Genomic DNA, 21,342 nt, shown 5'->3' on the forward strand with positions numbered 1-21,342 from the left:
TCACAAGCGTTTCCCCTAAAATAGAGGCGAAAGATTAATCTTCAATGGCAAACGCCGTTGAATGGAAATCCGCGACAATCCGCGCGGACCAGCCGTTGGACAAACCGGCCAGCGGGGCCGCGATCAACGCGCCTCCCCGCCAGACCGCAGGAGAGGCCAAAAGCGATGCGCGCGGCATGCCGCTTTGCCGCCAGTGCGGGCAGTCCTTAATCCCATCGCCCAGTGCCTTGTAGGTCAGTTCATCTGCCAGCGGCCCTTCAAGATACCAGCGCTGGTCCCAAAAAACACCTTTCGCGTCCGCCTTCGCCGCGTCGTGCCGGGTGGCTGTGGTCGCAGCTGCCTCTCGCAGCAACCGCACCACCCCACCGTCGCATGGTGCCATAATGCATCCACCCAATGTGACAGTCGCCCCTTTGCGCGCCTGAGCGACAGTTTCCAACAATTGCTCAAACCGCGGACGATATGTCCGGTTGCCGACCCATGCAAAGGCTGCCGCCATGACGCGGCGTGGCGCATCCGCCTTGCCCAGATCAAGCGCCTCTGGCGCAAAAAGCAGATCACCAGCGTCTTGCCGCACATGTTGCCTGGCAAATTCATACGCTGCCATTTGCAGCGAAGTATGGGCGGCTTGCATATGATCAATGGTCTGCAACAGCCGCTTGCGTGTCAGGCCCAAGGCCTGCAGCTGCGCAAACATTTGCCGGGTGCGGACCCGTTCAAAGCGCGGATCATCATTGCTGGGATCATCACACCACGTGATGTCATGGTCAGTCAGCCATGCGCGCAGGTCGTCACGGGCGCAGCCCAAAAGCGGGCGCAGGATCTGCAAACCATCACGTGTCGTGAGCGGATACATCGCCCGAAGCCCATCAATACCAGAGCCACGGGCCAGCCGCATCAGCACCGTTTCGATCTGATCATCCTCGGTATGCCCCATCCATACCGTGCGGATGTTCTGCATCATCGCCCAATCATAGATAGCACCCCAGCGGCCAGCGCGCGCAGCAGCCTGCAGGTTGCCTTTACCGTCCCAACCCCATTCCGCGATAGTATGGTGCAGTCCAAGGTCTCCGGCCTGTTTTGATACCTCTGCGATCTCTGTCTTGGCTTCCGAGCGAAGCCCATGGTCAACGGTCAGGACATACAGTTGTTTAGGATCAAGATGGCGCGCGGCCAGATGCATCAATGCGACAGAATCGCCGCCGCCCGACACCGCAAGGCCGATACGGACGTTGGCAGACGGCGAATGATCCGTAAGAGCCGCTTGAAAACGATCTACAATATCCGCCGCCGCAGCTTTTACTGGCATCCCAGCGCTTGCATTTCCGCCTGTGCATCAGCGACCGCCGGATTTCCGGGGAAGCGCACGTTTACTTCTGCCAAGGTCAGGCAGGCATCTTGTGTCTGACCGATCTTGCCCAGCGATGAGCCCAGCTTGAACAATGCATCCGGTGCCTTTGCCCCCGTCGGATCACCGGAAAACGCCTCAAGATAAGCACGGGCAGCATCTGTTGTTTCGCCCAACCCCTCCAAGGCTTCACCACGCAAATAGTTCGCATCAGCGGTCAGCGGGCTACCTGGGTAGGTCGCGACAAAGGTCGTAAGCTGGTCAACGGCGCCGCGAAAGTCACCGGAGGCGAGCGCCCCCTGCGCCCGCTCGATATCCGTTTGCTCGCCAATAGCCAGGGCCGGTCCGTCGTTAGGTGTAACAGGTGCAGTGTTGCCGACAACGGCGCCTGTGTCGATGCCACCAAGGGGTGTGTCATCAAGCGTGCCAATGTCACATCCTTCTTCCAGTTCACAAAGCCGGAAGTTCAGATCGCCAATGCGGTTGCCCGCATCAACGGTCACGCTGTTAATCCGAAACTCCAACTGTTCCGCATTCGACGTCAGGCGCTGCAACTCCGCCTCGATCGCGTTCAACCGATCAAGTGGTGTGTTTCCGGCAATGCCAGCATTCAAACCGCCCGTTGTCGACAGTTCACGCTTGAGCCGCTGCACATCGACAAACAGCACCGTGAGTTGTTGTCGAATGTCAGCCAGCGTTTCCTCTTGCGCCACAGCAGGTAATGGCGACAGCAAAATGGCGCAGACAACGGCGATACGGTGCAACATCAATAGGCTCCTTCAGGTCCCGCTCAGCTTGTTACGGCTGAGAATGAAAGAACAGTTACGGCACGGCGGTTTTGAGCGTAGCAGCTTTCTTCGGAACATACCGCGATTGGGCGTTCTTTACCAAAGCTGGTCACTTGCAGCCGGGTCGATGGCACGCCGCGTGACACCAGATATTCGCGCACCGCGTTGGCGCGACGCTGACCAAGGGCAAGGTTGTATTCGCGCGTACCCTGCTCATCGGCATGGCCTTCGATGACGGCGCGGTAATCTGCGTTGGTCAGCAACCACTGGGCCTGCCCATCAAGGATTGTCTGGCCTTCTGGCGTAATTGTGGATGTGTCCACGGCAAAAAGGACGCGATCACCGATGGTCTGATTAAAGAATAATGGGCTTGCAGGGTCACTGGCCGAACCTGCTGCCCCGGCACCAGCGCCAAGACCCGCACCATTGGCACCGCCTGCACTGCCATCTGCGCCACCGCCAAATCGATCCGGGTTCGTACAGGCGGCTGTCGCCACCACCAAAAGCAAGACCGCCGCTTTCTTAAAAACTGTCATAGGTTTCATCCTGTTTGTCTGACTGCTCTGTCTTTCTTTTCACCATAGCACGGCTTTTACGATTAGGGAATCACACATCGTTACGGCTGTAACGGCCCCCATGAAGGATCCGACGCGCCGCCTTGCAACGGCACAGCCTTGAGATTTCGGCCAGAGATATCGACAGAGTACATCGACGACGTGCCAGCAGCCCCTTGGGTTTCACGGCTGAACATGATGACGCGTCCATTTGGCGCCCAGGTCGGCCCTTCATCAAGGAAGGATGAGGTCAAGAGCCGCTCTTCCGATCCGTCAAGACGCATGACGCCGATATGGAAACGTCCTGCGTTTTGCTTGGTAAAGGCCACCAGATCACCACGGGGCGACCAGACAGGTGTGCCATAGCGCCCTTCGCCAAAGGAAATCCGGCGGGCCTCGCCGCCATTTGCGGACATAATATAAAGCTGCTGACTACCAGAGCGGTCACTTTCAAAAACGATCTGGCTGCCATCCGGGGACAGGCTGGGCGCTGTCTCAATCGACGGCGCAGATGTCAGGCGAACATGTTGCCCGGTTCCCAAATCAGTGCGGTAGATATCGGTGTTGCCCCCATTAGACAGGCTGTAGATCACCTGCCGCCCATCGCGGGAAAAGCGGGGGCTAAAGGCCATCTCGCCCGGCGCTGTCTGCAACTGCTGGCGGCCGACATTGGCAACGTTCAACACATTGATCCGGGGAAAGCCGCTCTCAAAGCTGGTATAAAGCACGCGGTCACCATTGGGTGAAAAGCGTGGCGCAAGCACAATGCTGCTACTGTCGGTCAGGAACTGCACGTTCGATCCGTCAAAGTCCATGATACCAAGGCGCTTCTGACGGGCATCCTTGGGTCCAGTTTCGGATACGAAAACAACGCGGCTATCAAAATAACCGCCCTCACCCGTGATGCGGCTATAGACGGCATCAGCCACCTTATGGCCCATCCGGCGCCAGCCATCAGCTGTGCCCGCAAACTGCAGGCCCTGCCCCAGCTCTTGGCCAGAGAACACATCGTATAGACGGAATTTCACACTCAGCTGATTGCCGTTCACGTTGACAGCACCCACAATCAAGGCCTGCGCGTTAATGGCACGCCAATCGGCAAAGGCGACAGGTTGCACAAATGAACTGACCTGGCTGATAAACGCGGTGGCAGGCACCTCGCGGAACAAACCGGTCCCGGCCAGATCCTGCACTACAAGGCGCGAGATATCGGCGGCGGCTTGTTGGGCGGCGGGCGTCTCTGCCTCGAAACTGGGAACGGCGAAGGTGATCGGTTCGATCACACCATCCGTAATCGTCAATCGCAACGGCCCACTTTGCGCGAACACAGGGCCCGCCAACATGAGCGTTATTACCAGGGTCAAAAGTCGTTTCATCATCTTTGCCTCACTCCGCCAGTCCGGGTTCGCGCCCGAAGCTTGCCTGTTCTTGTGTCATCATAGCAGGGGGAAAAAATCGTTTCACCTCACCTGCGCGTGTCTTTGCCTATCTTAGTCGCATATTGGTTGGGTCAAACGTGATCAGGACGTCTTTCCACTCGTCATATTTGTCCACGGGCAACTGATAGCCACCCCGCTGACAGCGCAAGATCGCGCGGCGCGCGGCCTCGAACGCCATATTGGTCGTAGTTTGGTCACCGTCTGATGAAACCAGCCTCACTTCATTACCCTGCACACGACCTTCGCGGCTTAGACTGAATGCCACCCCAACGGTCACGTCGGCGGCATCCGAGCCCGGATCATGGTTCCAACATCGCCCAACCGCCCGAAGGAAGCTTTCAGTGAAGTCATCATATTCAATACTGGTCTGTGGCGCGGACTGCGTAGAATCCAGAACGGTTTCAGCCACCGATGTGCTTACCAAAACAGAAAAACAGGTAGCAGAAAAAGTTAGCCTGGGCGTAAACATCCCCATTACCGCAACCTCATCCCGCTGGGATCAAAGGTGATCACCACGTCTTGCCATTGGTCATATTTGTCTGCTGGCAGTTGATAGCCGCCCGACTGACAGCGCAAGATCGCGCGGCGCGCGGCCTCGAACGCTGTGTTGGTTGCGCCTTGATCACCGTCAGAGGAGATCAGTCGCACTTCATTGCCCCGCACCTTACCCTCGCGATCAAGGCTAAAGCCGACTTCGACAGTCACGCGCGCGGCCACCGACCCCGGATCGACGTTCCAGCAGCCGTTCACCGCAAGGCGGAAACTATCGCGCTCTGCGCCGGTCATGGGGGGACCTGCCGCAACTGCGGGTGCGTCAGGTTTCGCGCTCAAAGCGGCCTCCAAGGCCGCTGCAACGTCGTCCTCACTGGGTTCCGGTTCCGCCGCTACTTGTTCCTCCGACGCTGGTTCTTCCGCCGCACTCGCCGTTTCAACCGGCGGTGTCGGGAGGCTTGGCCGTGCCGATGGCCGGGCCGAGGTGGCCGGTGCCAAACTGACGGGCGCGCTTGGTGCTTCATCCTCAATCACAATCGCCGTCGTCGTTTCTTCCGGAGCGGTGGCCTCTTGCTCTTCTTGCACGACCTCAGGCTCGGCGCTGTTGTCCTCGACAATCTCATCGCGTACGATATCGTGCACATTCGCATCCGGTGGTGGCGGTGTGGTGATCGTAGATGTCACAGTCTGTGCCTGCGGCGGCGTAGGTGCGTCACTCACGTCAACATCAGGGGTCGGCGGCGTTGCGACAGGTGGCGCAGGTTCCACCGGGGGCGCGTCCGTCACCTCAGTTTCAGGCGGCGCTGGCGGTGGGGGCGGGGGCGGTGTTTCGGCCTCTGGCGGTTCAACGGGATCAGGTGGTGGTGCCGTCTCAGTCGGTTCTTCTTCGGCAGGTGGGGGTGGAGGTGTTTCATCAACGACCGGGGGCACGGGCGCTGTCGGGTCCGCATCGCCTGGATCAGGCGTGGTGCGGGCGCGCATTTGCTCGAACTCTTCACCCGACACGACAGAGACATCCATCGTCTGGATTTCCAAAGGCTCTGACGTCAGCCCCCAGCCGACAATCAGCCAGCCGATCAGCCCAACATGGCCAATCCCTGAAATGATGGTGCCCGGGCTCGCCATGATTTACCCGTCAGCGCCGCCTGCGGTGGGCGGGGCAATGTCGGTGACCAGCCCGATATCAGAAAACCCACCTGCATTCAGCAGGCCCATAATCTGCGCCACACGGTTCCAATTATTGCGGCCATCGGCGCGCAAGAAAATCTTGTCGCTGGTACGTTCAGCCGCGATGGCGGTCAGGCGGGCGACCAATTCAGCCTCGGTCGTATCCGTTTCCTGAATCATGACGCGCCCATCGTCTGTGATCGTGACGGTCAAAGGCTCCTCATCATCACCGGGTAAGGCCGTGGCCGAAGTTTCAGGCAATTCAACCGGCACCCCTACGACAGACAAGGGGGCTGCAACCATAAAGATAATCAGCAGTACCATCATGACATCCACGAAAGGGGTCACGTTGATCTCGGACATCGGTTTACCCTTGCGTGCGCGTCTGCGGCGGCGTCTGCCGCCATCATCGCCCGAATTCATGACACCTGCACCCATGATCAGCTATCCAACTGGCGGCTGAGGATCGTTGCGAACTCATCGGCAAAAGCTTCATAACCGCTGACAATCTGATCACTGTCGGACGAGAATTTGTTGTAATAGATGACTGCCGGGATCGCGGCCAAAAGGCCCAGACCTGTGGCCAAAAGCGCCTCGGCAATGCCGGGGGCCACAACGGCAAGATTGGTTGTCTGCGCTTCGGCAATCTCGATAAACGCGTTCATGATACCCCAGACGGTCCCGAAAAGCCCCACAAACGGTGCGGTTGATCCAACAGTGGCCAGAACCGGCAATCCTTTTTGCAGACGCGCGCCTTCTTTCGCAATTGCCACATCCATGGATCGGTCAATCCGGGCCGTCGCCCCGGCAATCAAGCCGCCATCTTGCCTGTGCGACCTGCGCCATTCCAACATGCCAGATGCAAATATCTTTTCCGATGGACCATCCGGGTCGGCGCCGATTTGATCGAATAGCCCGTCCAGCGGCTCCCCTGACCAGAAGGACCGATCAAAGATGTCAGCTTCGGCCCGCGCTTTGCGATATTGTATTGTCTTGTCGATGATCACAGCCCAGCACCAGATGGATGCCGCAATCAGCATAATCATGACGATTTTTACGGTAATTGTCGCGCGCGCGAACAACGCCCACATTGTGAATTCGTGTGCTGCTTCCATGTGCCTGCTCTGCCTAAGGCCCGATTTTGGGCTCTGATTTGGAGCAAGCGTAGCGCACCCTGTTGGAAAAATCCAACCAATCCCGCATCACAACTGCGAAAACAGCACGTTTTTAGGGGATGAGACGGCGGATCGCCGCCGGAAGACGGGCGACCGCGCCCTCTGCTGTCATGCAAACGATAGTGACAACCGCCGAAAATAGCAGATCTTCACCGCGCATCACATCCTGCTTCACAACTAAACGCACACCCGATCCGGGTTCCATTGTTGTTTCGACAACCAGCGCGTCGTCATATTTGGCAGGCAGTAGATAATCCGCCTCAACCCGGCGCACGGCAAAGACCAACCCTTCGGCCTTCATCTGCAACTGATCAATGCCCAATTCACGCACCCATTCACTGCGGGCACGCTCAATGAACTTTAGATAGTTGGCGTAATAGACGATACCCGCCAGATCAGTATCTTCATAATAGACGCGGATCGGAAAACGATGGATCATGAGGTGGGCCTTATCCGCGCAGTTAAGCGCAAAGCATGGCTGGCATCCTGCGCCATGGCTGGCATGACCGGATCATAAGCCGCGCGGATGACATCGGCAATTTCGGGGCGCAGCACGGCCTTGCCTTCGATCAGGGCCAAGGGTGGTTGTTCATCAAAGGCCTTGTCTGACCAAAGCAAAATTGTCTGCACAGCCTGGCTCAACGCCAACGTATCTGCTGGTACTGATGCCATATGTTCATCCATGCGCAAAAACACGAATGCAGCGCGAATGGCCCCTGCTTCATCAAAGCGGAAAATACGGTACTGATTTGCATCCGCCTGCTTCAGCTTCCCAACCAACGGCCCCAAATCAGGCACCAGTTGATCCAGATGCGGCACATCTGTCAGCTCATCCCACTGCTGGCAGAAAAAGATCATCAGGTTTGCACCCAATTCAGGATCAGTCTCCGCCATCTGATGCGAGGCGAGACTGACAACTGCCTCAATCGCCCCTTTGAAAACCCCAAGTGATGCCTCGTCGACCCCAAAGACAACTGGCACAATCGGCCGCCCCCATCGCGCAAAGACATAAGCCCCATCCGCACGGGTAAAGAAGTTCTCAACCTTTTGACTTTCTTCGTCCATTCAAACTTCCACCGGAGGCTCTCTGCTCTCATCCAAACAAATCTGTCTGCGATTTTGGCGCATCCAGCCCCAAATGCGCCCACGCCGCTTGCGCCAGCATGCGGCCACGCGGGGTGCGCTGAATCAGACCCTTTTGCAACAAATAAGGCTCAATCACATCTTCCAGACTATCACGGCTTTCAGACAAAGCCGCCGACAATGTCTCAACCCCAACAGGCCCACCACCATAACTTTCGGCAATCAAGCGCAGGTAGCGGCGGTCGGCATTATCCAGCCCCAGATGATCTACGCCCAATCGGGTCAAAGCACGATCCGCGATCTCTTGTGTGACAGTGCCATCGCCCTCGACAATTGCAAAATCCACAACGCGGCGCAGCAAGCGGCCTGCAATACGCGGTGTCCCACGCGCGCGGCGCGCAATCTCGCGCGCGCCTTCCGGCGATGCAGGCGCGCCCAACAAGCGCGCGCCGCGCGTGACGATCTCGTGCAGTTCGTCTTCGGTGTAGAACTCCAACCGGGTCGGGATACCAAAGCGGTCACGCAAGGGCGTGGTCAGCAGACCCATCCGGGTCGTCGCCCCCACAAGCGTAAAGGGCTGCAATTCAATCCGCACCGTCCGCGCCGCGGGGCCTTCGCCGATCACCAGATCAAGTTCGAAATCCTCAAGGGCCGGATAAAGCACCTCTTCCACAGCCGGGTTGAGCCGGTGGATTTCATCAATAAACAGCACATCGCGTGCCTCAAGATTGGTCAGGATCGCCGCCAGATCGCCAGCCTTGGCCAAAACTGGGCCAGAGGTCATACGAAAGTTCACACCCAACTCACGCGCCATGATCTGCGCCAGTGTTGTCTTGCCCAGACCGGGCGGGCCGTGAAACAGCGTATGATCCATCGCCTCACCGCGACGACGCGCACTTTCAATAAAGACGGACAGGTTCGCACGGGCCGCCTGCTGCCCGATAAACGCATCCAGCGTCTGCGGACGTAAAGCGCGGTCGGCGTCCTCTGGCTGGGGGTCAGGGCGCAAGGTGGGATCAGGCTGGTCCATGACGCACCCCTACCCCTTCGGTGCCAACAACTTCAAGGCGGCACGGATCAGTGCCGAGGTATCTGCATCAGGTGCAGCACCCGCCGCCTCTGCCACGGCGCTCGCCGCTTCACCGGGGGCATATCCAAGGTTGCCCAGCGCAGACAAAGCTTCGGCTGACGCCGCATTCGTCTTTGGGGCAGCGTTCCGCTGAATAGGTGGCGCAGGCTCAGCTTCAATCACGGCATCGCCCTGCGCCTCTGCAACAGAACCGCCCATCGCCATCACACCGGGCGCCTTGTCTTTCAATTCGATCGTCACACGCTGTGCTGTCTTGGGCCCTACACCCTTGGCCTTTGCCAATGCGCTCCAATCACCCAGCGCAATCGCGCGGCTGACACCGTCGGCACCCAAAGTGCCTAAAATCGCCATCGAAGCTTTCGCACCAATTCCCTGCACGGACATCAAAAGGCGATGCCATTCTTTCTCGACAAGCGTGGTAAAACCGAAAAGTTGCAGATTGTCTTCCCGCACCAAAAGATCGGTGAACAGCGCCACAGCCTCTCCGTTTCCCGGCAGGCTCGCCATCACACGCTCTGACACATAGACAATATAACCCACGCCGCGCACATCAATCAGAACATGATCGGAGCTGCGGTATTCCAGCCGCCCTGCAATCTTGCCAATCATGCCGGGGCCTTTGCAAGTGCGGCAGCAAGGCTGCCGGCCGATTGTACGTGGAAGGAATGACAAATCGCGATGGCAAGCGCATCAGCGGCATCCGGTCCGGCCAGTTGCACGCCGGGCAACTGCACTTTGACCATATGCGCGATTTGCGCCTTATCGGCATGGCCCACACCAACAACGGCCTTTTTAACCGCATTGGGGGCATATTCACCAACAACCAGACCGGCCTGCGCGGGAACCAACATCGCAATGCCACGTGCCTGCCCCAATTTCAGCGTCCCTGCGCCGTCCTTGTTCACAAACGTCTGTTCAACGGCTGCGGCCTCTGGCTGGTGCTGCAGCAAGACTGCCGTCAACTGCCCATGCAATGACAAAAGGCGCCCCGCCAGATCATCGCCCTCTGATCGGCAAATCCCGTTCGCGACATGGTTGATGCGGGAACCTGCCACCTCAATCACACCCCAGCCCATGTTCCGCAAGCCCGGATCGATGCCCAAAACACGCATTGCTCGCCTCTTTTTTATTGTTCTCTTAACCTCGCTAGCACAAAACGCGAACAAAGACCAAGAGCGTCGGCAAATGGCGCGTTATGCGCTCTGCTCATCACAAGGTAAGAATACGCCCCTTCCCTGCCAAAATACGACAGCATTAACCCCTTATAAACTAAGGATTTGCGGCAATATACGCACAAAAATAAGGCATGCTGAAAACGCATATGACCCATGTCAAAATGGCACTAGTCAATGTGTCTTTTCCCTCCTAGATGCGCCTTATCAGATTAACGCTGCAAAATGCAGCAGAATACTAAGGAACATGGCCATGGCCTCTTTTGACACCAACCGTACCACCGCTGGCCTCTCCGCTGGCAAATTCGCTTTCTTTGCGAACATGATGACCGCTGTTGCTGCATGGAACGATGCACGCATCACACGCAACGCCTTGTCCAAGCTGACCGCACGTGAACTGGACGACATCGGCCTGTCACATGGCGATATCGAAGCAATCGCGACACGCGTACGCTAAATCAAGCGCCGCACCAAAAGCGAAAGGCCGCGTTCACAATGAACGCGGCCTTTTCGTTTGCCTGATGCAACAGCTGTGGTTTAAGGCAGGATTGTTCCGATACCGCCGGCAGCCATAACAGTTACAGGGTCGGGTTGCATGATCCATGCGCCTGCCTGCTCGAGAACACTGCCACCTTCCAAGGCCGCAACACGTTCAACATATTCAGCCTCGCCCAAGTAGGCAAAAAGGAACCCCTTGAACAGAAAACCAAGGAACAAGACCGCAAGCAGCCCTTTCAGTGGAAAACGTGGGCGATAAAGCCGCGGCTTTGCAACGATCAACCCATCAGAGTTGATAGATTTCACCACGCCATTCGACATTTTGTCGTGACGACGTACAATTCGTTTTAGTCGTTTATCAAATGGGACTTGGGCTTGCACCTGTTCATCCTCCGAAATTTACACTCTTAATATACTATTCACTTTGACAATTTTTATATCCCACACAAGCCATACCGCAATCACAAGGACACATTTAGTCTGAATTGCGCCTATTTCTCCGCAGAACAAGCGTTGTCCAGTCAACAATAACCCGTTTTTGGACAAGATTGAACCCATTTTGTTGATAAATCGCGATCACCTCATCCGCCTGTTCATTCAGAATACCCGATAGAATCGCATATCCTTCATCAGCAGTATGGGCACCCATGTCTGGTGCGAGCCCGATTAGCGGTGCCTTGAGGATATTGGCAAAGATCAAATCATAAGGCCCGTTTTCACGCAATTCCGGCGCACCGAAACCCGCAGCAACAACGCAGTTTACGCGGTCTTGCAAGCCATTGCTGATCACATTGGCCTGCGCGACCTCCACGGCGACAGGATCAATATCGCTAGCCAGCACGGTGTACGGCAGAACCTTGGCAGCAGCCATTGCCAGAACAGCCGTGCCACAACCAACGTCAAGAATGTTTTTACCCACAAAGCCATCTGACGACAGCGCATCAAATGCCTCAAGACATCCTTTGGTTGTGCCGTGATGACCCGTGCCAAAGGCCATGGCAGCATCAATCAGCAGCGGTATTTTGTCATCGGGCACCTTGTCGGCATCGTGGCTGCCATAGACGAAGAAGCGCCCGGCAGGCACGGGGGACAGTTCGCGCTGGACCTTTGAAACCCAATCCTGTTCGGGAATTTCAGAGATATTGAAGGGTCTAGCGCCGTGCAAAGCGGATAATACCGCCAAGGCAGCCGCATCCGGTGGGTCGGTGAAGTACACCGCCACCTCCCACAAGCCAGATCCATCTTCGATCTCGAAAACACCGATGCCGGTGGGTTCAGGCTGCACTGCCTCCAACGCGTCCGCCAGTTGATAGGCGGCGTCTTCGCCTTTGATCGTGGTCAATGCGGAATAGGTGATCATGCGCGTACCTTTGGATTGGGTCGCCTGTCGGTTAGGACGCACCAAGGTCCGCGTCAAGCAGGTCAGGATCGGTCAGAACCACCTGCGCGACCTCATCAGCCCATCGCGCATAAACCAAAGGACCGGGGTGGAACCCGTCTGCGGACATATTGCTTTCGTCCAGTCCCATGTTGAATTTCAGGGCCACGCAATCGGGCCGCCCTGCGGCAAGCATGTGTAAATGCCGATCAAAGCGCGCAGCCTGTCGTCCCAGCACCCATCGCAACGGATGCGGCAAAAGCGGGAATTGTCCGATCGGTGGCAGGCCCGATACAATGATTTTGGGGTGATCAAGCCGCGATGTCAGTTGGTCAAAAAGTGCGGCTTGCTGGCGCAGCCATCGGCGCAGCGACACACCTTTGGTCACGTCATTTACGCCCAATGCTGTCACAACCACATCATACTTCGCTTTGGGCAGGTCTTTGACCCACTCCAGAGCATCCGCCGTTTTGGCGCCGGTCTTGGCCACCAGATCATAGGTGACTGTTGCATGACGCCCTAACCGATGGGTCAATTGCCCTAGCAAGGCATCTGCCTGCGTCGCAACCCCGATCCCAAGCGCCGAACTGTCGCCGATAATCAAAAGCTGCAGCGGCGGACCACTCCCGATCACGCCACTGCGCGTGCCGGTTGGTTCTGGCAGTTCAATATAGCTGGTGCGCACATGAACCGCCTGACCCAGCAGGACCGGCATCAGCAAAACCCGCGCAGTGATATCAAGATAGTCGCGCGTGGGTTCAGGCTCCGACACCGATTGGACAGGTCACGCCTGTACCGCCAATTCCGCAATATCCATTGGGGTTCTTGGCCAGATATTGTTGATGATAGTCCTCGGCAAAATAGAACGTTGGTGCATCAATGATCTCGGTTGTGATCGCCCCATAGCCAGCCTGAGACAGACGCGGAGCAAACGCGATCTTGGATGCCTCTGCCGCTTCTTTCTGTGCCTCTGAATAGGTGTAGATGCCGGAACGATACTGCGTGCCCGCATCATTGCCTTGCCGCATACCTTGGGTCGGATCGTGGCCTTCCCAAAACACCTGCAACAACTGGTCATAAGAAATGACGGACGGATCATACACGACGCGGACCACCTCGTTGTGGCCTGTCTTGCCGGAACACACCTCTTCATAGGTGGCATTCGGGGTATAGCCACCCGCATAGCCAACCATCGTCGATTGCACGCCGTCCAGTTTCCAGAACATCCGCTCAACACCCCAGAAACAGCCCATGCCAAACATAGCCTCTTCCATGCCCACAGGCACTTCACCGGTAAGCGGGTTATCGAACACGAAGTGGGTACTGGCCGTCGGGATCGCCGTAGGGCGACCGGGCAAGGCCGCATCCTTGGCGATCATTTCAGATTTTGCGCGGGACATGAAAAACATCACGTTGCTCCTTGTTTGTCGTGTTATAGATAGGGCGTTTACGTGACATGACCAAGACCGCAATTTGCCACGTCTTTGTGAGGAATTCTTTCCGGCACCTTGAAAAAGGTACAATCAATACCCAATTGTATACTGATGCATACTGAACTTATACACCGAACTGCTCTGTCCGCCAGCCCTGCGCTGGCCGCGATCGTTCGTCTGGCACGACATGCATCCAAGAGCGTTACACTCTAACGCCCACACAACCACCCAAACGATAAAATTAACTGGGGCGCTAAGGCGCGACCCCTTTCAACAGGAGTGCGTAAACATATGACTGGTGCAATCATTGTCGTGACTTTTTCATTTTATATTCTTCAATTCATCTTTGCCTTGGGCAGCTGGTCTGCCGGAGGCATGATGGTTCTGGTGGTCCTTGTTGTCCCACCGCTCGCCGCGGGACTGTTTGGCGGCATGCAATACGCACGCACCGAACGGCGCGGTATGCGGATGCTGAGCCGTCTGGCTTGCGCACTCAAAAGCTGTCTTGCGATCGTGTTTACGCCATTGCTGATCTCATTTGTACTCATCTTGGTGAGTATCATTGGCAGCGGGTTCGGCTTTTTGTTCGCCGTACCAGATATGGCCGCCTTCCTGACCTTAGCCGGATTGATCCAGATGGGGGTCTTTACGCTTTATGGATTGCCCGCGATCTTCATTGGTCTGACAGCCGGGCAATGGTTGCAATTCAAAAGAATGACACGGTAACGCTACTCTGCTGCTGCCAGCAAGCGCCCTTGAAATACAGTTTCATGACCGGGGGCGGGATGGCGCGGGATCAGCATGGACAACAAGAGCGAGACAATCGCCATGCCCGCTGCCATCAAAAACACCAGGCCGGGCGACTGCAACCAGACATATCCCAAAAGCGCAGGCAGAAAGACGGCAGCAATGTGGTTGATCGTAAAGGCCACCGCAGCCGTGGGTGCAATATCCTGCGGGTCGGCAATCTTCTGGAAGTAGGTTTTGATAGCCAGCGCGAGACTAAAGAACAGATGGTTGACCACATAAAGGGTAATAGCCAGCACAACGCCCCAGCCGAAATAGTAGATACCGCCGTAGGCAAAAAAGACGAGGCACAGGCCTACATATTCAAAAATCAGTGCTCGGCGCTCACCAAAGACCTGTACCAGCCTGCCCAAAACCGGTGCGACCAGCATGTTGATCAAGAGCGTGATCATAAAAAGCTTGGTGATTTCATCGACAGCAAAACCGAACTGTTCGACCATCATGAAGCCCGCAAAGACAACAAAGACCTGCCGCCGTGCCCCAGACATGAATTGCAAGGCATAGTACAACCAATAGCGCTTGCGCAGAACCATCTGTCTGACCTGCGGATGAGGCGCCTCGAACTGGGGATAGGCTAGCAGGCAGAAGGTGGCGACAACCACGGTGAAACCACCAGACAGCCAATATACAATGCTATAGGTCAGGCCAAAACGTTCCCAACTGACAACGATCAGCAGATACACCACCAAAGTCGCCGCTGACCCAGCCGACAAAATCCATCCCAGCGTTTGCGGCGCCTTTTTCTTGTCGATCCACTGCAGTTGCAGCGACTGATTGACGGTCTCGTAATAGTGAAAACCAATCGATGACAGCATCGTCACCACCAAAATCCCGCCCATCTGCGGGAATTGTGCGGTCACGGCCGTCGCAGCGCCCAGCATGATCAAGGACACCAACCCCAAGACCTGCTCGCGGACAAACATGATCAGGGCAATGACGCCAATGGCAAAGAACCCCGGAATTTCGCGGACCGTATGCAGCCAGCCGATATCTGACCCATCGAAAGCGGCCACCTCAATCACAAAGTTATTCAGCAGCGCTGACCACGTCGCAAAAGCAATCGGCATCGCCATTGCCATGACAAACAACAACGACGTCGGCCTGCGCCACAGCGGCAGGGATGGGGCATCTTGGAGACGGACAATTTTCATGCGGTTAGGCTTACGCCTGTTGATAAGTGAAAGCGAGGGGAAGAAAGCTGTGTCGTGCTTCGTGCCATTGCGCCGCGTAAATGGCTGCAATAGCGCGAAGTTACCCCAGCATGTTACGTTGCTTTCCAACCAGATCCGACCGCCCCATCATTAGGCCGGTCGCAACTTAGTCGCAACTTAGTGGTCAGGTTGGTTTTCGTTGGCGCCCTGATCTAATGTGCTTGCTAGATACAATTTGAGATTTGGAGTTTTGGGTTGAGAGAAGTCTTGCAAGTCCTGCGACTGGTAACACCATTACTTTCAAAAGCGGGCTTGCCAACAGAAAATTGGTCGACATGTGTTCTGTCGCGTCGTGACGACAGAGCAAAGCACCGTATTGTCGTCAAGCTTAGTGCACCGGGTCGTATTGCCTTGGCCGCCAAACTGATTTCGCGCCCCACAGATCCAAAGGGCTTTGAAAAGGCTGTATTGCGACAAGTAGAAATGGCTGAATCCATGCGGTGCTGCCCAAAAATCTACGGATTTGACGTCACCTCTCAAGTTGTTTTGATGGATTTTGTGGAGGGCCAGAACGCGTATGACGTATTCCGTGCAAGCCCTGCCGAACACCATGGACAAGCCCTGAGCGTCGCTGGTCAGTGGGTAGATAAGTTTCATCGATCAGCCAATTGGGAGCTTCGGCAGTTCAAACCGGTTTACACCCTCAACCACCTCGCGAAGCTAAGAAAATCGATAAACGACGGCGAGGTTGAGGTGCCCAAAAAATCTAGTTTTTTGGCTGCGCTGGAACAGACGATTCAAACCGCACCTGAGCCTCATCAATGCCAGACGATCGCGGCAATTAACCATGGTGATCTCAATCTGAGAAACATTTTGCTTGATGGGCAAACGGCATCTGGACTTGATTTCGGATCGCCAGGGCTTTTGCCGGTCGCTCACGATTTGGCTAGGCTCTTTTGTCACTATGGTGCCCTGTGTGTGAAGCCCAGTCTTATCGATTATCAGCCTTTGCCCGGTGTGAATCTGGACTCATTCTTCAAAGGCTACGAGTTGGTTACAAAGGAAGACCAAACCGTTGCCTTCCTTTGTAGGGTCCGATTACTGCGCGATTGGCAGACAATTCCAAAGGCGGCAACGCAGACGAGTATTCCCCAAAAGAGACGACTTCGAGGTATTCAAGCATTGGCGAGACGTATGTTCGACTGATGTTCTGCCATGCCACGCGGTCACCGACCGAACAAGGTAAGACGAGTTCATGGCGAGCCCATCGTCAGAGGTGTTCTTGGCAAAAAGCTTCGAAACCGTAAGTATCTGAAGCTAGTCTTGGCCCGCAAAGCTGACTTATCAAATACGCCTCTTTGTAACGCAAACCACTTCAGCGCCGTTATCCTTGATCCACATCAAAGATATTCCCCGCCAGCACCTTACAACCGATCCTGCGAACAGAACTCTAGCCTTGCAGGTCACGTATGTCCTCTTCCGAAAACCAGCCGCTTTACGCCCCACGCGAACCGATCTTTCCGCGTCGCGTCAAAGGGTTTTACCGGAACCTGAAATGGTGGGTGATGGCCGTCACCTTGGGCATCTATTACCTCACGCCTTGGATTCGTTGGGACCGTGGCCCCAATCTGCCGGACCAGGCCGTTCTGATCGACATGGCGCACCGCCGTTTCTATTTCTTCTGGATTGAAATTTGGCCGCATGAATTCTACTTCGTCGCCGGCCTTCTGATCATGGCGGGCCTTGGCCTATTCCTTTTCACATCGGCCCTTGGCCGGGTCTGGTGCGGATATACCTGTCCGCAGACCGTCTGGACCGATCTCTTTATCCTTGTCGAACGCTGGATTGAGGGCGACCGCAACGCGCGTGTTCGTCTGTGGAACGCCGATTGGTCGTTCCGCAAGGCCCGTCTGCGCATCACGAAATGGACAGTTTGGTTGCTGATTGCTGTCGCAACCGGTGGCGCTTGGGTATTCTACTTTGCTGATGCCCCTACCCTTGCTGTCAGCCTCGCGACATTCAGCGCTCCTCCTATCGCTTGGGCGACGATTGGCGTGCTGACAGCCACGACTTTCATTTTCGGTGGCTTCATGCGCGAGCAAGTCTGCAACTACATGTGCCCTTGGCCACGCATTCAGGCCGCGATGATGGACCCCGAAACACTGACCGTCGCCTACCGCGACTGGCGAGGAGAGCCGCGCGGCAAGCAACGGGTTGAAGGTGCGGGCGACTGTATCGATTGCATGGCTTGCGTGAACGTCTGCCCAGCGGGTATCGACATCCGCGACGGTCAACAAATGGAATGCATCACCTGTGCGCTTTGTATCGACGCCTGCGATGATGTGATGGATAAAATCGGCAAACCGCGTGGATTGATCGACTACCTTGCGCTGTCAGATCAAGAGGAAGAGGCCAAAGGCAAACCTGCCAAAAAGCTGTGGCAGCATGTGTTCCGTTTTCGCACGGTCCTTTATACGGCCATGTGGGCAGCGATTGGCATTGGGCTTGTCTTTGCACTATTTATCCGTGCCGATATCGAAATGACTGTCGCCGCCGTGCGCAATCCGACCTTCGTGACACTTTCCGACGGCACGGTGCGCAACATCTACGATATCCGCCTGCTGAATAAGCATGGCGAAGATCGCGAATTCCACCTCTCGCTAACCTCGGACGAAATCCTGCGTATTGATCTTGAGGGCACAGCCCAGCGCAACGTCGTCGTCCCCGCCAACGAAACCTACCTGCAACGCGTTTATGTGTCCGCCCGCCCGATTGATCCGGCATCCACAACCGATCGCACTGATTTGCGCTTCTGGGTCGAGGATCTGCTGTCAGGCGAACGCGCGCACAAGGATGCAGTCTTTAATGGGAGAGCCCAATGACACGTGAATTCACAGGATGGCACATGCTGGGCCTTATGGTCGGCGGCTTTGGGATCATCATTGCGGTGAACCTAACACTGGCTTGGAACGCTATTGCCACATTCCCCGGGGTTGAAGCCCGCAATTCATATGTCGTCAGTCAGACATTCGAAGCTGATCGCGCGGCCCAAAATGCCCTGCATTGGGATGTGAGTGCTGACATTACCGGTGGCGTGCTGACCGTCACCATCCTCGATCACATGGGTGCTCCTGTGCAGGCCGAGGTCACACGCGCCATTCTAGGTCAGGCGACAAACGTCAACATGGATAGTACCCCCGCATTCACTTGGACCGGTTCCAGCTATACAGCCCCTGTCACAATGACCGAAGGCTATTGGAACCTGCGCCTAGAGTTGATCGCCCCTGATGGCACCAAGTTTCGCCGCCGCTTCCCGATTACCGCAAAATGAGCGACGCGGCGATCTGTCCGGCCTGCGTGGGCCTGCCAGAGGGGCAGCTTGAAAAAGCTGCTTCGAATGGGACGTCGCAGATCGTTCTATCCTTACCCGGCATCCATTGTGTCGCCTGCATCAACGGGGTCGAGCGGGCCTTGCGCGAAATGGACGGTGTGGCCAACGCCCGCGTGAACCTTAGCATGAAGCGGGTGACGGTTGGCACCAACCAGCCGATCTCACCCGAAGCGCTGATCGACACGCTGGAAATGGCCGGGTTTGAGGCGCGCATTCTGGATACCAGCCTGCTTGGCGCGGAAACCGATGCCTATGGGCGTGGTCTGATGACCCGCCTTGCTGTGTCTGGCTTTGCCAACATGAACATCATGCTCTTGTCGGTTGCCGTCTGGTCCGGTGCTGTCGGTGCCACGATGCACATGTTCCACTGGATCACCGCCATCATCGCGATCCCGGCGCTTCTCTACTCCGCACAACCTTTCTTTGCGAGCGGCTGGCGGTCACTCAAGGCGGGCCGCCTGAACATGGACGTGCCGATTTCACTGGCCATTCTGCTGGCCTCCGGCATTTCACTCTATGAAACGCTCTATGGCGGGCATCATTCGTATTTCGATGCTGCGGTCACGCTGACCTTTTTTCTGCTGATCGGGCGCTATCTGGATCATCGCAGCCGCAAGGCGGCCGCCTCTGCGGCGGCACAACTGTCAGCGCTTGAGGTGCCCCGCGTCATGCGTGTTCGGGATGGCGTGCGCCAGATGGTGAACTTTGCTGATCTGGGGGTTGGTGATCTGGTGCAGGTTCTGCCCGGCGGGCGCATTCCTGTGGACGGCACTATCACCGAGGGCACCAGCGACGTCGACCGCTCTCTACTGACCGGCGAGAGCCGTTTGAGCAGTAGCAGTGTTGGAACAAAGGTGACGGCTGGCGAGGTCAATATGACCGGCCCGCTGATGATCCGCGCGACCACCGTTGGCGCCGATACGACGTTGCGCAAGATGGTCACGATGGTGGATGAGGCAGAGGCCGCGCGCAATCGCTATACCGCCGTAGCTGACAAAGCTGCGGCACTTTATGCGCCGGTTGTGCATCTGCTGGCCCTCGCTGCGTTCGGAGGCTGGATGCTCTATTCGGGCGATCTGCGCTTGTCGCTGAACATCGCGGTCGCCGTTTTGATCATCACTTGCCCTTGTGCGATGGGGCTTGCTGTGCCTGCGGTATCAACCACTGCGGCCGGGCGCTTGTTCCGTGCGGGGCTATTGGTGAAAGATGGCACCGCTCTGGAACGCATGGCTGAGGTCGACACCGTTGTCTTCGACAAAACCGGCACACTCACGATGCCTGCCGCGGCGCGCCATACGCTGGATGCAGAGACGCAAAGCATTGCTTTGGCTTTGACGCAGAACGCGACACATCCGGTGTCGCAGGCTATCGCGGCCGCGCTGCATGGTGTCACCCCAGCAGATCTGAGCAATCAACAAGAGCACGCGGGTAAAGGCCTGAGTGCCCGATATCAGGGTCAACGCGTGCGATTGGGCTCTGGTGCTTGGTTGGATGCGGGCAATGGCACCTATATTCAAATCGGGGATAGGTCAGCGCAGAAGGTCGCGTTACGCTCTGATCTGCGCGAGGGTGCGGCGGCACTTGTACGTGGTTGGCAAGAGGCTGGACTGGATGTGCATCTGGTGTCCGGCGATGATGCTGATGAGACTGCGAAAGTCGCAAATACTTTACAGATCGACCATTGGCAGGCCGAAACAAACCCCGCTGATAAAATCGCCTATATCGATAGCCTGACCGCCAAAGGCGCCAAAGTGTTGATGGTCGGCGACGGCCTCAACGATACCGGCGCGCTGGCTGCAGCCTATGCCTCTGTCTCACCCGCAACGGCGGCGGATGCGTCGCGCGCGGCCTCTGATATTGTGTTGCTGAATGACAGCCTTGAGCCCTTGATTGAACTGCCGCTTGTCGCGCGCACCGCCATGAAGCGGATCAAGGAAAACTTCACAATCTCGACCGTCTATAATGTCATCGCCGTGCCAATCGCGCTGGCTGGCTTTGCAACGCCGTTGATTGCCTCTATTGCTATGTCTGCGTCTTCAATCACTGTCTTGCTGAACGCCCTGCGGCTGAAAGGCAAACTATGAACGTTCTGGTCTTCCTGATCCCTGTCTCGCTGATCCTTGGCGGCATTGGCCTTGCTGCTTTCCTGTGGAGCCTGCGCAACAACCAATATGAAGATCTGGAAGGCGACGCCTGGCGGATTTTATCCGAGGATGAAGACGCTCCGCGCGATCAGTAACGCCGAGGTTTGACTTGCTGCATTGCAGCAAATCCCAACTCTCAAAATCCAAAAATTTCTACGCTGTTGCCTGTTGACTCACTCACCCGTGATCCCTAATTACGCTGCGTTAGCACTCGACACTATTGAGTGCTAAC

Annotated in this window: 25 protein-coding genes; 7 read left to right on the forward strand and 18 right to left on the reverse strand. The window is 56.5% G+C overall.

Annotation, left to right across the window (positions count from 1 at the left end):
• Positions 1 to 34: 34 nt before the first annotated feature.
• From tilS to ruvC, 13 genes are all read right to left on the reverse strand, one after another.
• On the reverse strand, positions 35 to 1,309 hold the full coding sequence (gene tilS / locus BC777_RS08090) for a tRNA lysidine(34) synthetase TilS (RefSeq protein WP_100367570.1): 1,275 nt from the start codon (positions 1,307 to 1,309) through the stop codon (positions 35 to 37).
• Positions 1,300 to 2,115: a tol-pal system protein YbgF gene (ybgF, locus tag BC777_RS08095; RefSeq protein ID WP_100367571.1), complete on the reverse strand. Its 816-nt coding sequence runs from the start codon at positions 2,113 to 2,115 to the stop codon at positions 1,300 to 1,302. The genes tilS and ybgF overlap by 10 nt, the downstream gene beginning before the upstream one ends.
• 23 nt (positions 2,116 to 2,138) lie before the next feature.
• Positions 2,139 to 2,672, reverse strand: coding sequence for a peptidoglycan-associated lipoprotein Pal (pal, locus tag BC777_RS08100; RefSeq protein ID WP_100367572.1), 534 nt, complete (start codon positions 2,670 to 2,672; stop codon positions 2,139 to 2,141).
• Between the two features lie 80 nt (positions 2,673 to 2,752).
• On the reverse strand, positions 2,753 to 4,069 hold the full coding sequence (gene tolB / locus BC777_RS08105) for a Tol-Pal system beta propeller repeat protein TolB (RefSeq protein ID WP_100367573.1): 1,317 nt from the start codon (positions 4,067 to 4,069) through the stop codon (positions 2,753 to 2,755).
• A 106-nt stretch (positions 4,070 to 4,175) separates the two neighbouring features.
• Positions 4,176 to 4,538: a cell envelope integrity protein TolA gene (gene tolA, locus BC777_RS08110; RefSeq protein WP_211095338.1), complete on the reverse strand. Its 363-nt coding sequence runs from the start codon at positions 4,536 to 4,538 to the stop codon at positions 4,176 to 4,178.
• A 65-nt stretch (positions 4,539 to 4,603) separates the two neighbouring features.
• A complete protein-coding gene (tolA, locus tag BC777_RS08115; protein WP_100367574.1) occupies positions 4,604 to 5,746 on the reverse strand; it encodes a cell envelope integrity protein TolA in 1,143 nt (380 codons plus the stop codon).
• Positions 5,747 to 5,749: 3 nt separating this feature from the next.
• Positions 5,750 to 6,226: an ExbD/TolR family protein gene (locus BC777_RS08120; RefSeq protein WP_100367575.1), complete on the reverse strand. Its 477-nt coding sequence runs from the start codon at positions 6,224 to 6,226 to the stop codon at positions 5,750 to 5,752.
• Positions 6,227 to 6,228: 2 nt separating this feature from the next.
• A complete protein-coding gene (tolQ, locus tag BC777_RS08125; protein ID WP_211095339.1) occupies positions 6,229 to 6,903 on the reverse strand; it encodes a protein TolQ in 675 nt (224 codons plus the stop codon).
• Between the two features lie 112 nt (positions 6,904 to 7,015).
• On the reverse strand, positions 7,016 to 7,402 hold the full coding sequence (gene ybgC / locus BC777_RS08130; RefSeq protein WP_100367576.1) for a tol-pal system-associated acyl-CoA thioesterase: 387 nt from the start codon (positions 7,400 to 7,402) through the stop codon (positions 7,016 to 7,018).
• On the reverse strand, positions 7,399 to 8,028 hold the full coding sequence (locus BC777_RS08135) for a hypothetical protein (protein WP_100367577.1): 630 nt from the start codon (positions 8,026 to 8,028) through the stop codon (positions 7,399 to 7,401). The genes ybgC and BC777_RS08135 overlap by 4 nt, the downstream gene beginning before the upstream one ends.
• A 28-nt stretch (positions 8,029 to 8,056) precedes the next feature.
• Positions 8,057 to 9,076 carry a Holliday junction branch migration DNA helicase RuvB gene (ruvB, locus tag BC777_RS08140; RefSeq protein WP_100367578.1) on the reverse strand — a complete coding sequence of 340 codons (1,020 nt, stop codon included), beginning with the start codon at positions 9,074 to 9,076 and terminating at the stop codon, positions 8,057 to 8,059.
• Positions 9,077 to 9,085: 9 nt separating this feature from the next.
• Positions 9,086 to 9,745, reverse strand: a complete 660-nt coding sequence (gene ruvA, locus BC777_RS08145) for a Holliday junction branch migration protein RuvA (RefSeq protein ID WP_100367579.1) — start codon at positions 9,743 to 9,745, stop codon at positions 9,086 to 9,088.
• Positions 9,742 to 10,248 (reverse strand): crossover junction endodeoxyribonuclease RuvC, encoded by a 507-nt coding sequence (ruvC, locus tag BC777_RS08150; protein ID WP_100367580.1) that lies wholly within the window; start codon positions 10,246 to 10,248, stop codon positions 9,742 to 9,744. Before ruvC ends, ruvA begins: the two co-directional genes overlap by 4 nt.
• 307 nt (positions 10,249 to 10,555) lie before the next feature.
• Between ruvC and BC777_RS08155 the strand changes: the two genes are divergently transcribed.
• Positions 10,556 to 10,765 (forward strand): DUF1127 domain-containing protein, encoded by a 210-nt coding sequence (locus BC777_RS08155; protein WP_211095340.1) that lies wholly within the window; start codon positions 10,556 to 10,558, stop codon positions 10,763 to 10,765.
• An 80-nt stretch (positions 10,766 to 10,845) separates the two neighbouring features.
• On the opposite strand, the gene BC777_RS08160 is transcribed toward BC777_RS08155, so the two are convergent.
• From BC777_RS08160 to msrA, 4 genes are all read right to left on the reverse strand, one after another.
• Positions 10,846 to 11,115 (reverse strand): hypothetical protein, encoded by a 270-nt coding sequence (locus tag BC777_RS08160; RefSeq protein ID WP_245834206.1) that lies wholly within the window; start codon positions 11,113 to 11,115, stop codon positions 10,846 to 10,848.
• Between the two features lie 166 nt (positions 11,116 to 11,281).
• Positions 11,282 to 12,166, reverse strand: a complete 885-nt coding sequence (locus BC777_RS08165; RefSeq protein ID WP_100367583.1) for a 50S ribosomal protein L11 methyltransferase — start codon at positions 12,164 to 12,166, stop codon at positions 11,282 to 11,284.
• Between the two features lie 31 nt (positions 12,167 to 12,197).
• Positions 12,198 to 12,956: an SGNH/GDSL hydrolase family protein gene (locus BC777_RS08170; RefSeq protein ID WP_100367584.1), complete on the reverse strand. Its 759-nt coding sequence runs from the start codon at positions 12,954 to 12,956 to the stop codon at positions 12,198 to 12,200.
• Entirely contained in the window at positions 12,943 to 13,593 is a 651-nt protein-coding gene (gene msrA, locus BC777_RS08175; protein WP_100367585.1) for a peptide-methionine (S)-S-oxide reductase MsrA, read from the reverse strand. Before msrA ends, BC777_RS08170 begins: the two co-directional genes overlap by 14 nt.
• Positions 13,594 to 13,908: 315 nt before the next feature.
• Between msrA and BC777_RS08180 the strand changes: the two genes are divergently transcribed.
• Positions 13,909 to 14,343, forward strand: a complete 435-nt coding sequence (locus BC777_RS08180; protein WP_100367586.1) for a hypothetical protein — start codon at positions 13,909 to 13,911, stop codon at positions 14,341 to 14,343.
• A gap of 2 nt (positions 14,344 to 14,345) precedes the next feature.
• On the opposite strand, the gene BC777_RS08185 is transcribed toward BC777_RS08180, so the two are convergent.
• Positions 14,346 to 15,575, reverse strand: coding sequence for an MFS transporter (locus BC777_RS08185; RefSeq protein ID WP_100367587.1), 1,230 nt, complete (start codon positions 15,573 to 15,575; stop codon positions 14,346 to 14,348).
• Positions 15,576 to 15,830: 255 nt separating this feature from the next.
• On the opposite strand from BC777_RS08185, the gene BC777_RS08190 reads away from it, so the two are divergent.
• From BC777_RS08190 to ccoS, 5 genes are all read left to right on the forward strand, one after another.
• Positions 15,831 to 16,781 (forward strand): phosphotransferase, encoded by a 951-nt coding sequence (locus tag BC777_RS08190; RefSeq protein WP_168769108.1) that lies wholly within the window; start codon positions 15,831 to 15,833, stop codon positions 16,779 to 16,781.
• Positions 16,782 to 17,044: 263 nt separating this feature from the next.
• Positions 17,045 to 18,457, forward strand: a complete 1,413-nt coding sequence (gene ccoG, locus BC777_RS08195) for a cytochrome c oxidase accessory protein CcoG (RefSeq protein WP_100367589.1) — start codon at positions 17,045 to 17,047, stop codon at positions 18,455 to 18,457.
• Positions 18,454 to 18,906: a FixH family protein gene (locus BC777_RS08200; RefSeq protein WP_100367590.1), complete on the forward strand. Its 453-nt coding sequence runs from the start codon at positions 18,454 to 18,456 to the stop codon at positions 18,904 to 18,906. Before ccoG ends, BC777_RS08200 begins: the two co-directional genes overlap by 4 nt.
• Positions 18,903 to 21,050 carry a heavy metal translocating P-type ATPase gene (locus BC777_RS08205; protein ID WP_100367591.1) on the forward strand — a complete coding sequence of 716 codons (2,148 nt, stop codon included), beginning with the start codon at positions 18,903 to 18,905 and terminating at the stop codon, positions 21,048 to 21,050. The genes BC777_RS08200 and BC777_RS08205 overlap by 4 nt, the downstream gene beginning before the upstream one ends.
• Positions 21,047 to 21,205, forward strand: a complete 159-nt coding sequence (gene ccoS, locus BC777_RS08210) for a cbb3-type cytochrome oxidase assembly protein CcoS (protein ID WP_100367592.1) — start codon at positions 21,047 to 21,049, stop codon at positions 21,203 to 21,205. The genes BC777_RS08205 and ccoS overlap by 4 nt, the downstream gene beginning before the upstream one ends.
• Positions 21,206 to 21,342: the final 137 nt, after the last annotated feature.

Source organism: Yoonia maricola (assembly GCF_002797915.1).
Classification (GTDB): domain Bacteria; phylum Pseudomonadota; class Alphaproteobacteria; order Rhodobacterales; family Rhodobacteraceae; genus Yoonia; species Yoonia maricola.

Bases quoted from the DNA above. Each gene is read 5' to 3' on its own strand.
- tilS (WP_100367570.1), bottom strand. From the start codon at position 1,309: ATGCCAGTAAAAGCTGCGGCGGCGGATATTGTAGATCGTTTTCAAGCG.
- ybgF (WP_100367571.1), bottom strand. From the start codon at position 2,115: ATGTTGCACCGTATCGCCGTTGTCTGCGCCATTTTGCTGTCGCCATTA.
- pal (WP_100367572.1), bottom strand. From the start codon at position 2,672: ATGACAGTTTTTAAGAAAGCGGCGGTCTTGCTTTTGGTGGTGGCGACA.
- tolB (WP_100367573.1), bottom strand. From the start codon at position 4,069: ATGATGAAACGACTTTTGACCCTGGTAATAACGCTCATGTTGGCGGGC.
- tolA (WP_100367574.1), bottom strand. From the start codon at position 5,746: ATGGCGAGCCCGGGCACCATCATTTCAGGGATTGGCCATGTTGGGCTG.
- BC777_RS08120 (WP_100367575.1), bottom strand. From the start codon at position 6,226: ATGGGTGCAGGTGTCATGAATTCGGGCGATGATGGCGGCAGACGCCGC.
- tolQ (WP_211095339.1), bottom strand. From the start codon at position 6,903: ATGGAAGCAGCACACGAATTCACAATGTGGGCGTTGTTCGCGCGCGCG.
- ybgC (WP_100367576.1), bottom strand. From the start codon at position 7,402: ATGATCCATCGTTTTCCGATCCGCGTCTATTATGAAGATACTGATCTG.
- BC777_RS08135 (WP_100367577.1), bottom strand. From the start codon at position 8,028: ATGGACGAAGAAAGTCAAAAGGTTGAGAACTTCTTTACCCGTGCGGAT.
- ruvB (WP_100367578.1), bottom strand. From the start codon at position 9,076: ATGGACCAGCCTGATCCCACCTTGCGCCCTGACCCCCAGCCAGAGGAC.
- ruvA (WP_100367579.1), bottom strand. From the start codon at position 9,745: ATGATTGGCAAGATTGCAGGGCGGCTGGAATACCGCAGCTCCGATCAT.
- ruvC (WP_100367580.1), bottom strand. From the start codon at position 10,248: ATGCGTGTTTTGGGCATCGATCCGGGCTTGCGGAACATGGGCTGGGGT.
- BC777_RS08155 (WP_211095340.1), top strand. From the start codon at position 10,556: ATGGCCATGGCCTCTTTTGACACCAACCGTACCACCGCTGGCCTCTCC.
- BC777_RS08165 (WP_100367583.1), bottom strand. From the start codon at position 12,166: ATGATCACCTATTCCGCATTGACCACGATCAAAGGCGAAGACGCCGCC.
- msrA (WP_100367585.1), bottom strand. From the start codon at position 13,593: ATGTTTTTCATGTCCCGCGCAAAATCTGAAATGATCGCCAAGGATGCG.
- BC777_RS08180 (WP_100367586.1), top strand. From the start codon at position 13,909: ATGACTGGTGCAATCATTGTCGTGACTTTTTCATTTTATATTCTTCAA.
- BC777_RS08185 (WP_100367587.1), bottom strand. From the start codon at position 15,575: ATGAAAATTGTCCGTCTCCAAGATGCCCCATCCCTGCCGCTGTGGCGC.
- ccoG (WP_100367589.1), top strand. From the start codon at position 17,045: ATGTCCTCTTCCGAAAACCAGCCGCTTTACGCCCCACGCGAACCGATC.
- BC777_RS08200 (WP_100367590.1), top strand. From the start codon at position 18,454: ATGACACGTGAATTCACAGGATGGCACATGCTGGGCCTTATGGTCGGC.
- BC777_RS08205 (WP_100367591.1), top strand. From the start codon at position 18,903: ATGAGCGACGCGGCGATCTGTCCGGCCTGCGTGGGCCTGCCAGAGGGG.
- ccoS (WP_100367592.1), top strand. From the start codon at position 21,047: ATGAACGTTCTGGTCTTCCTGATCCCTGTCTCGCTGATCCTTGGCGGC.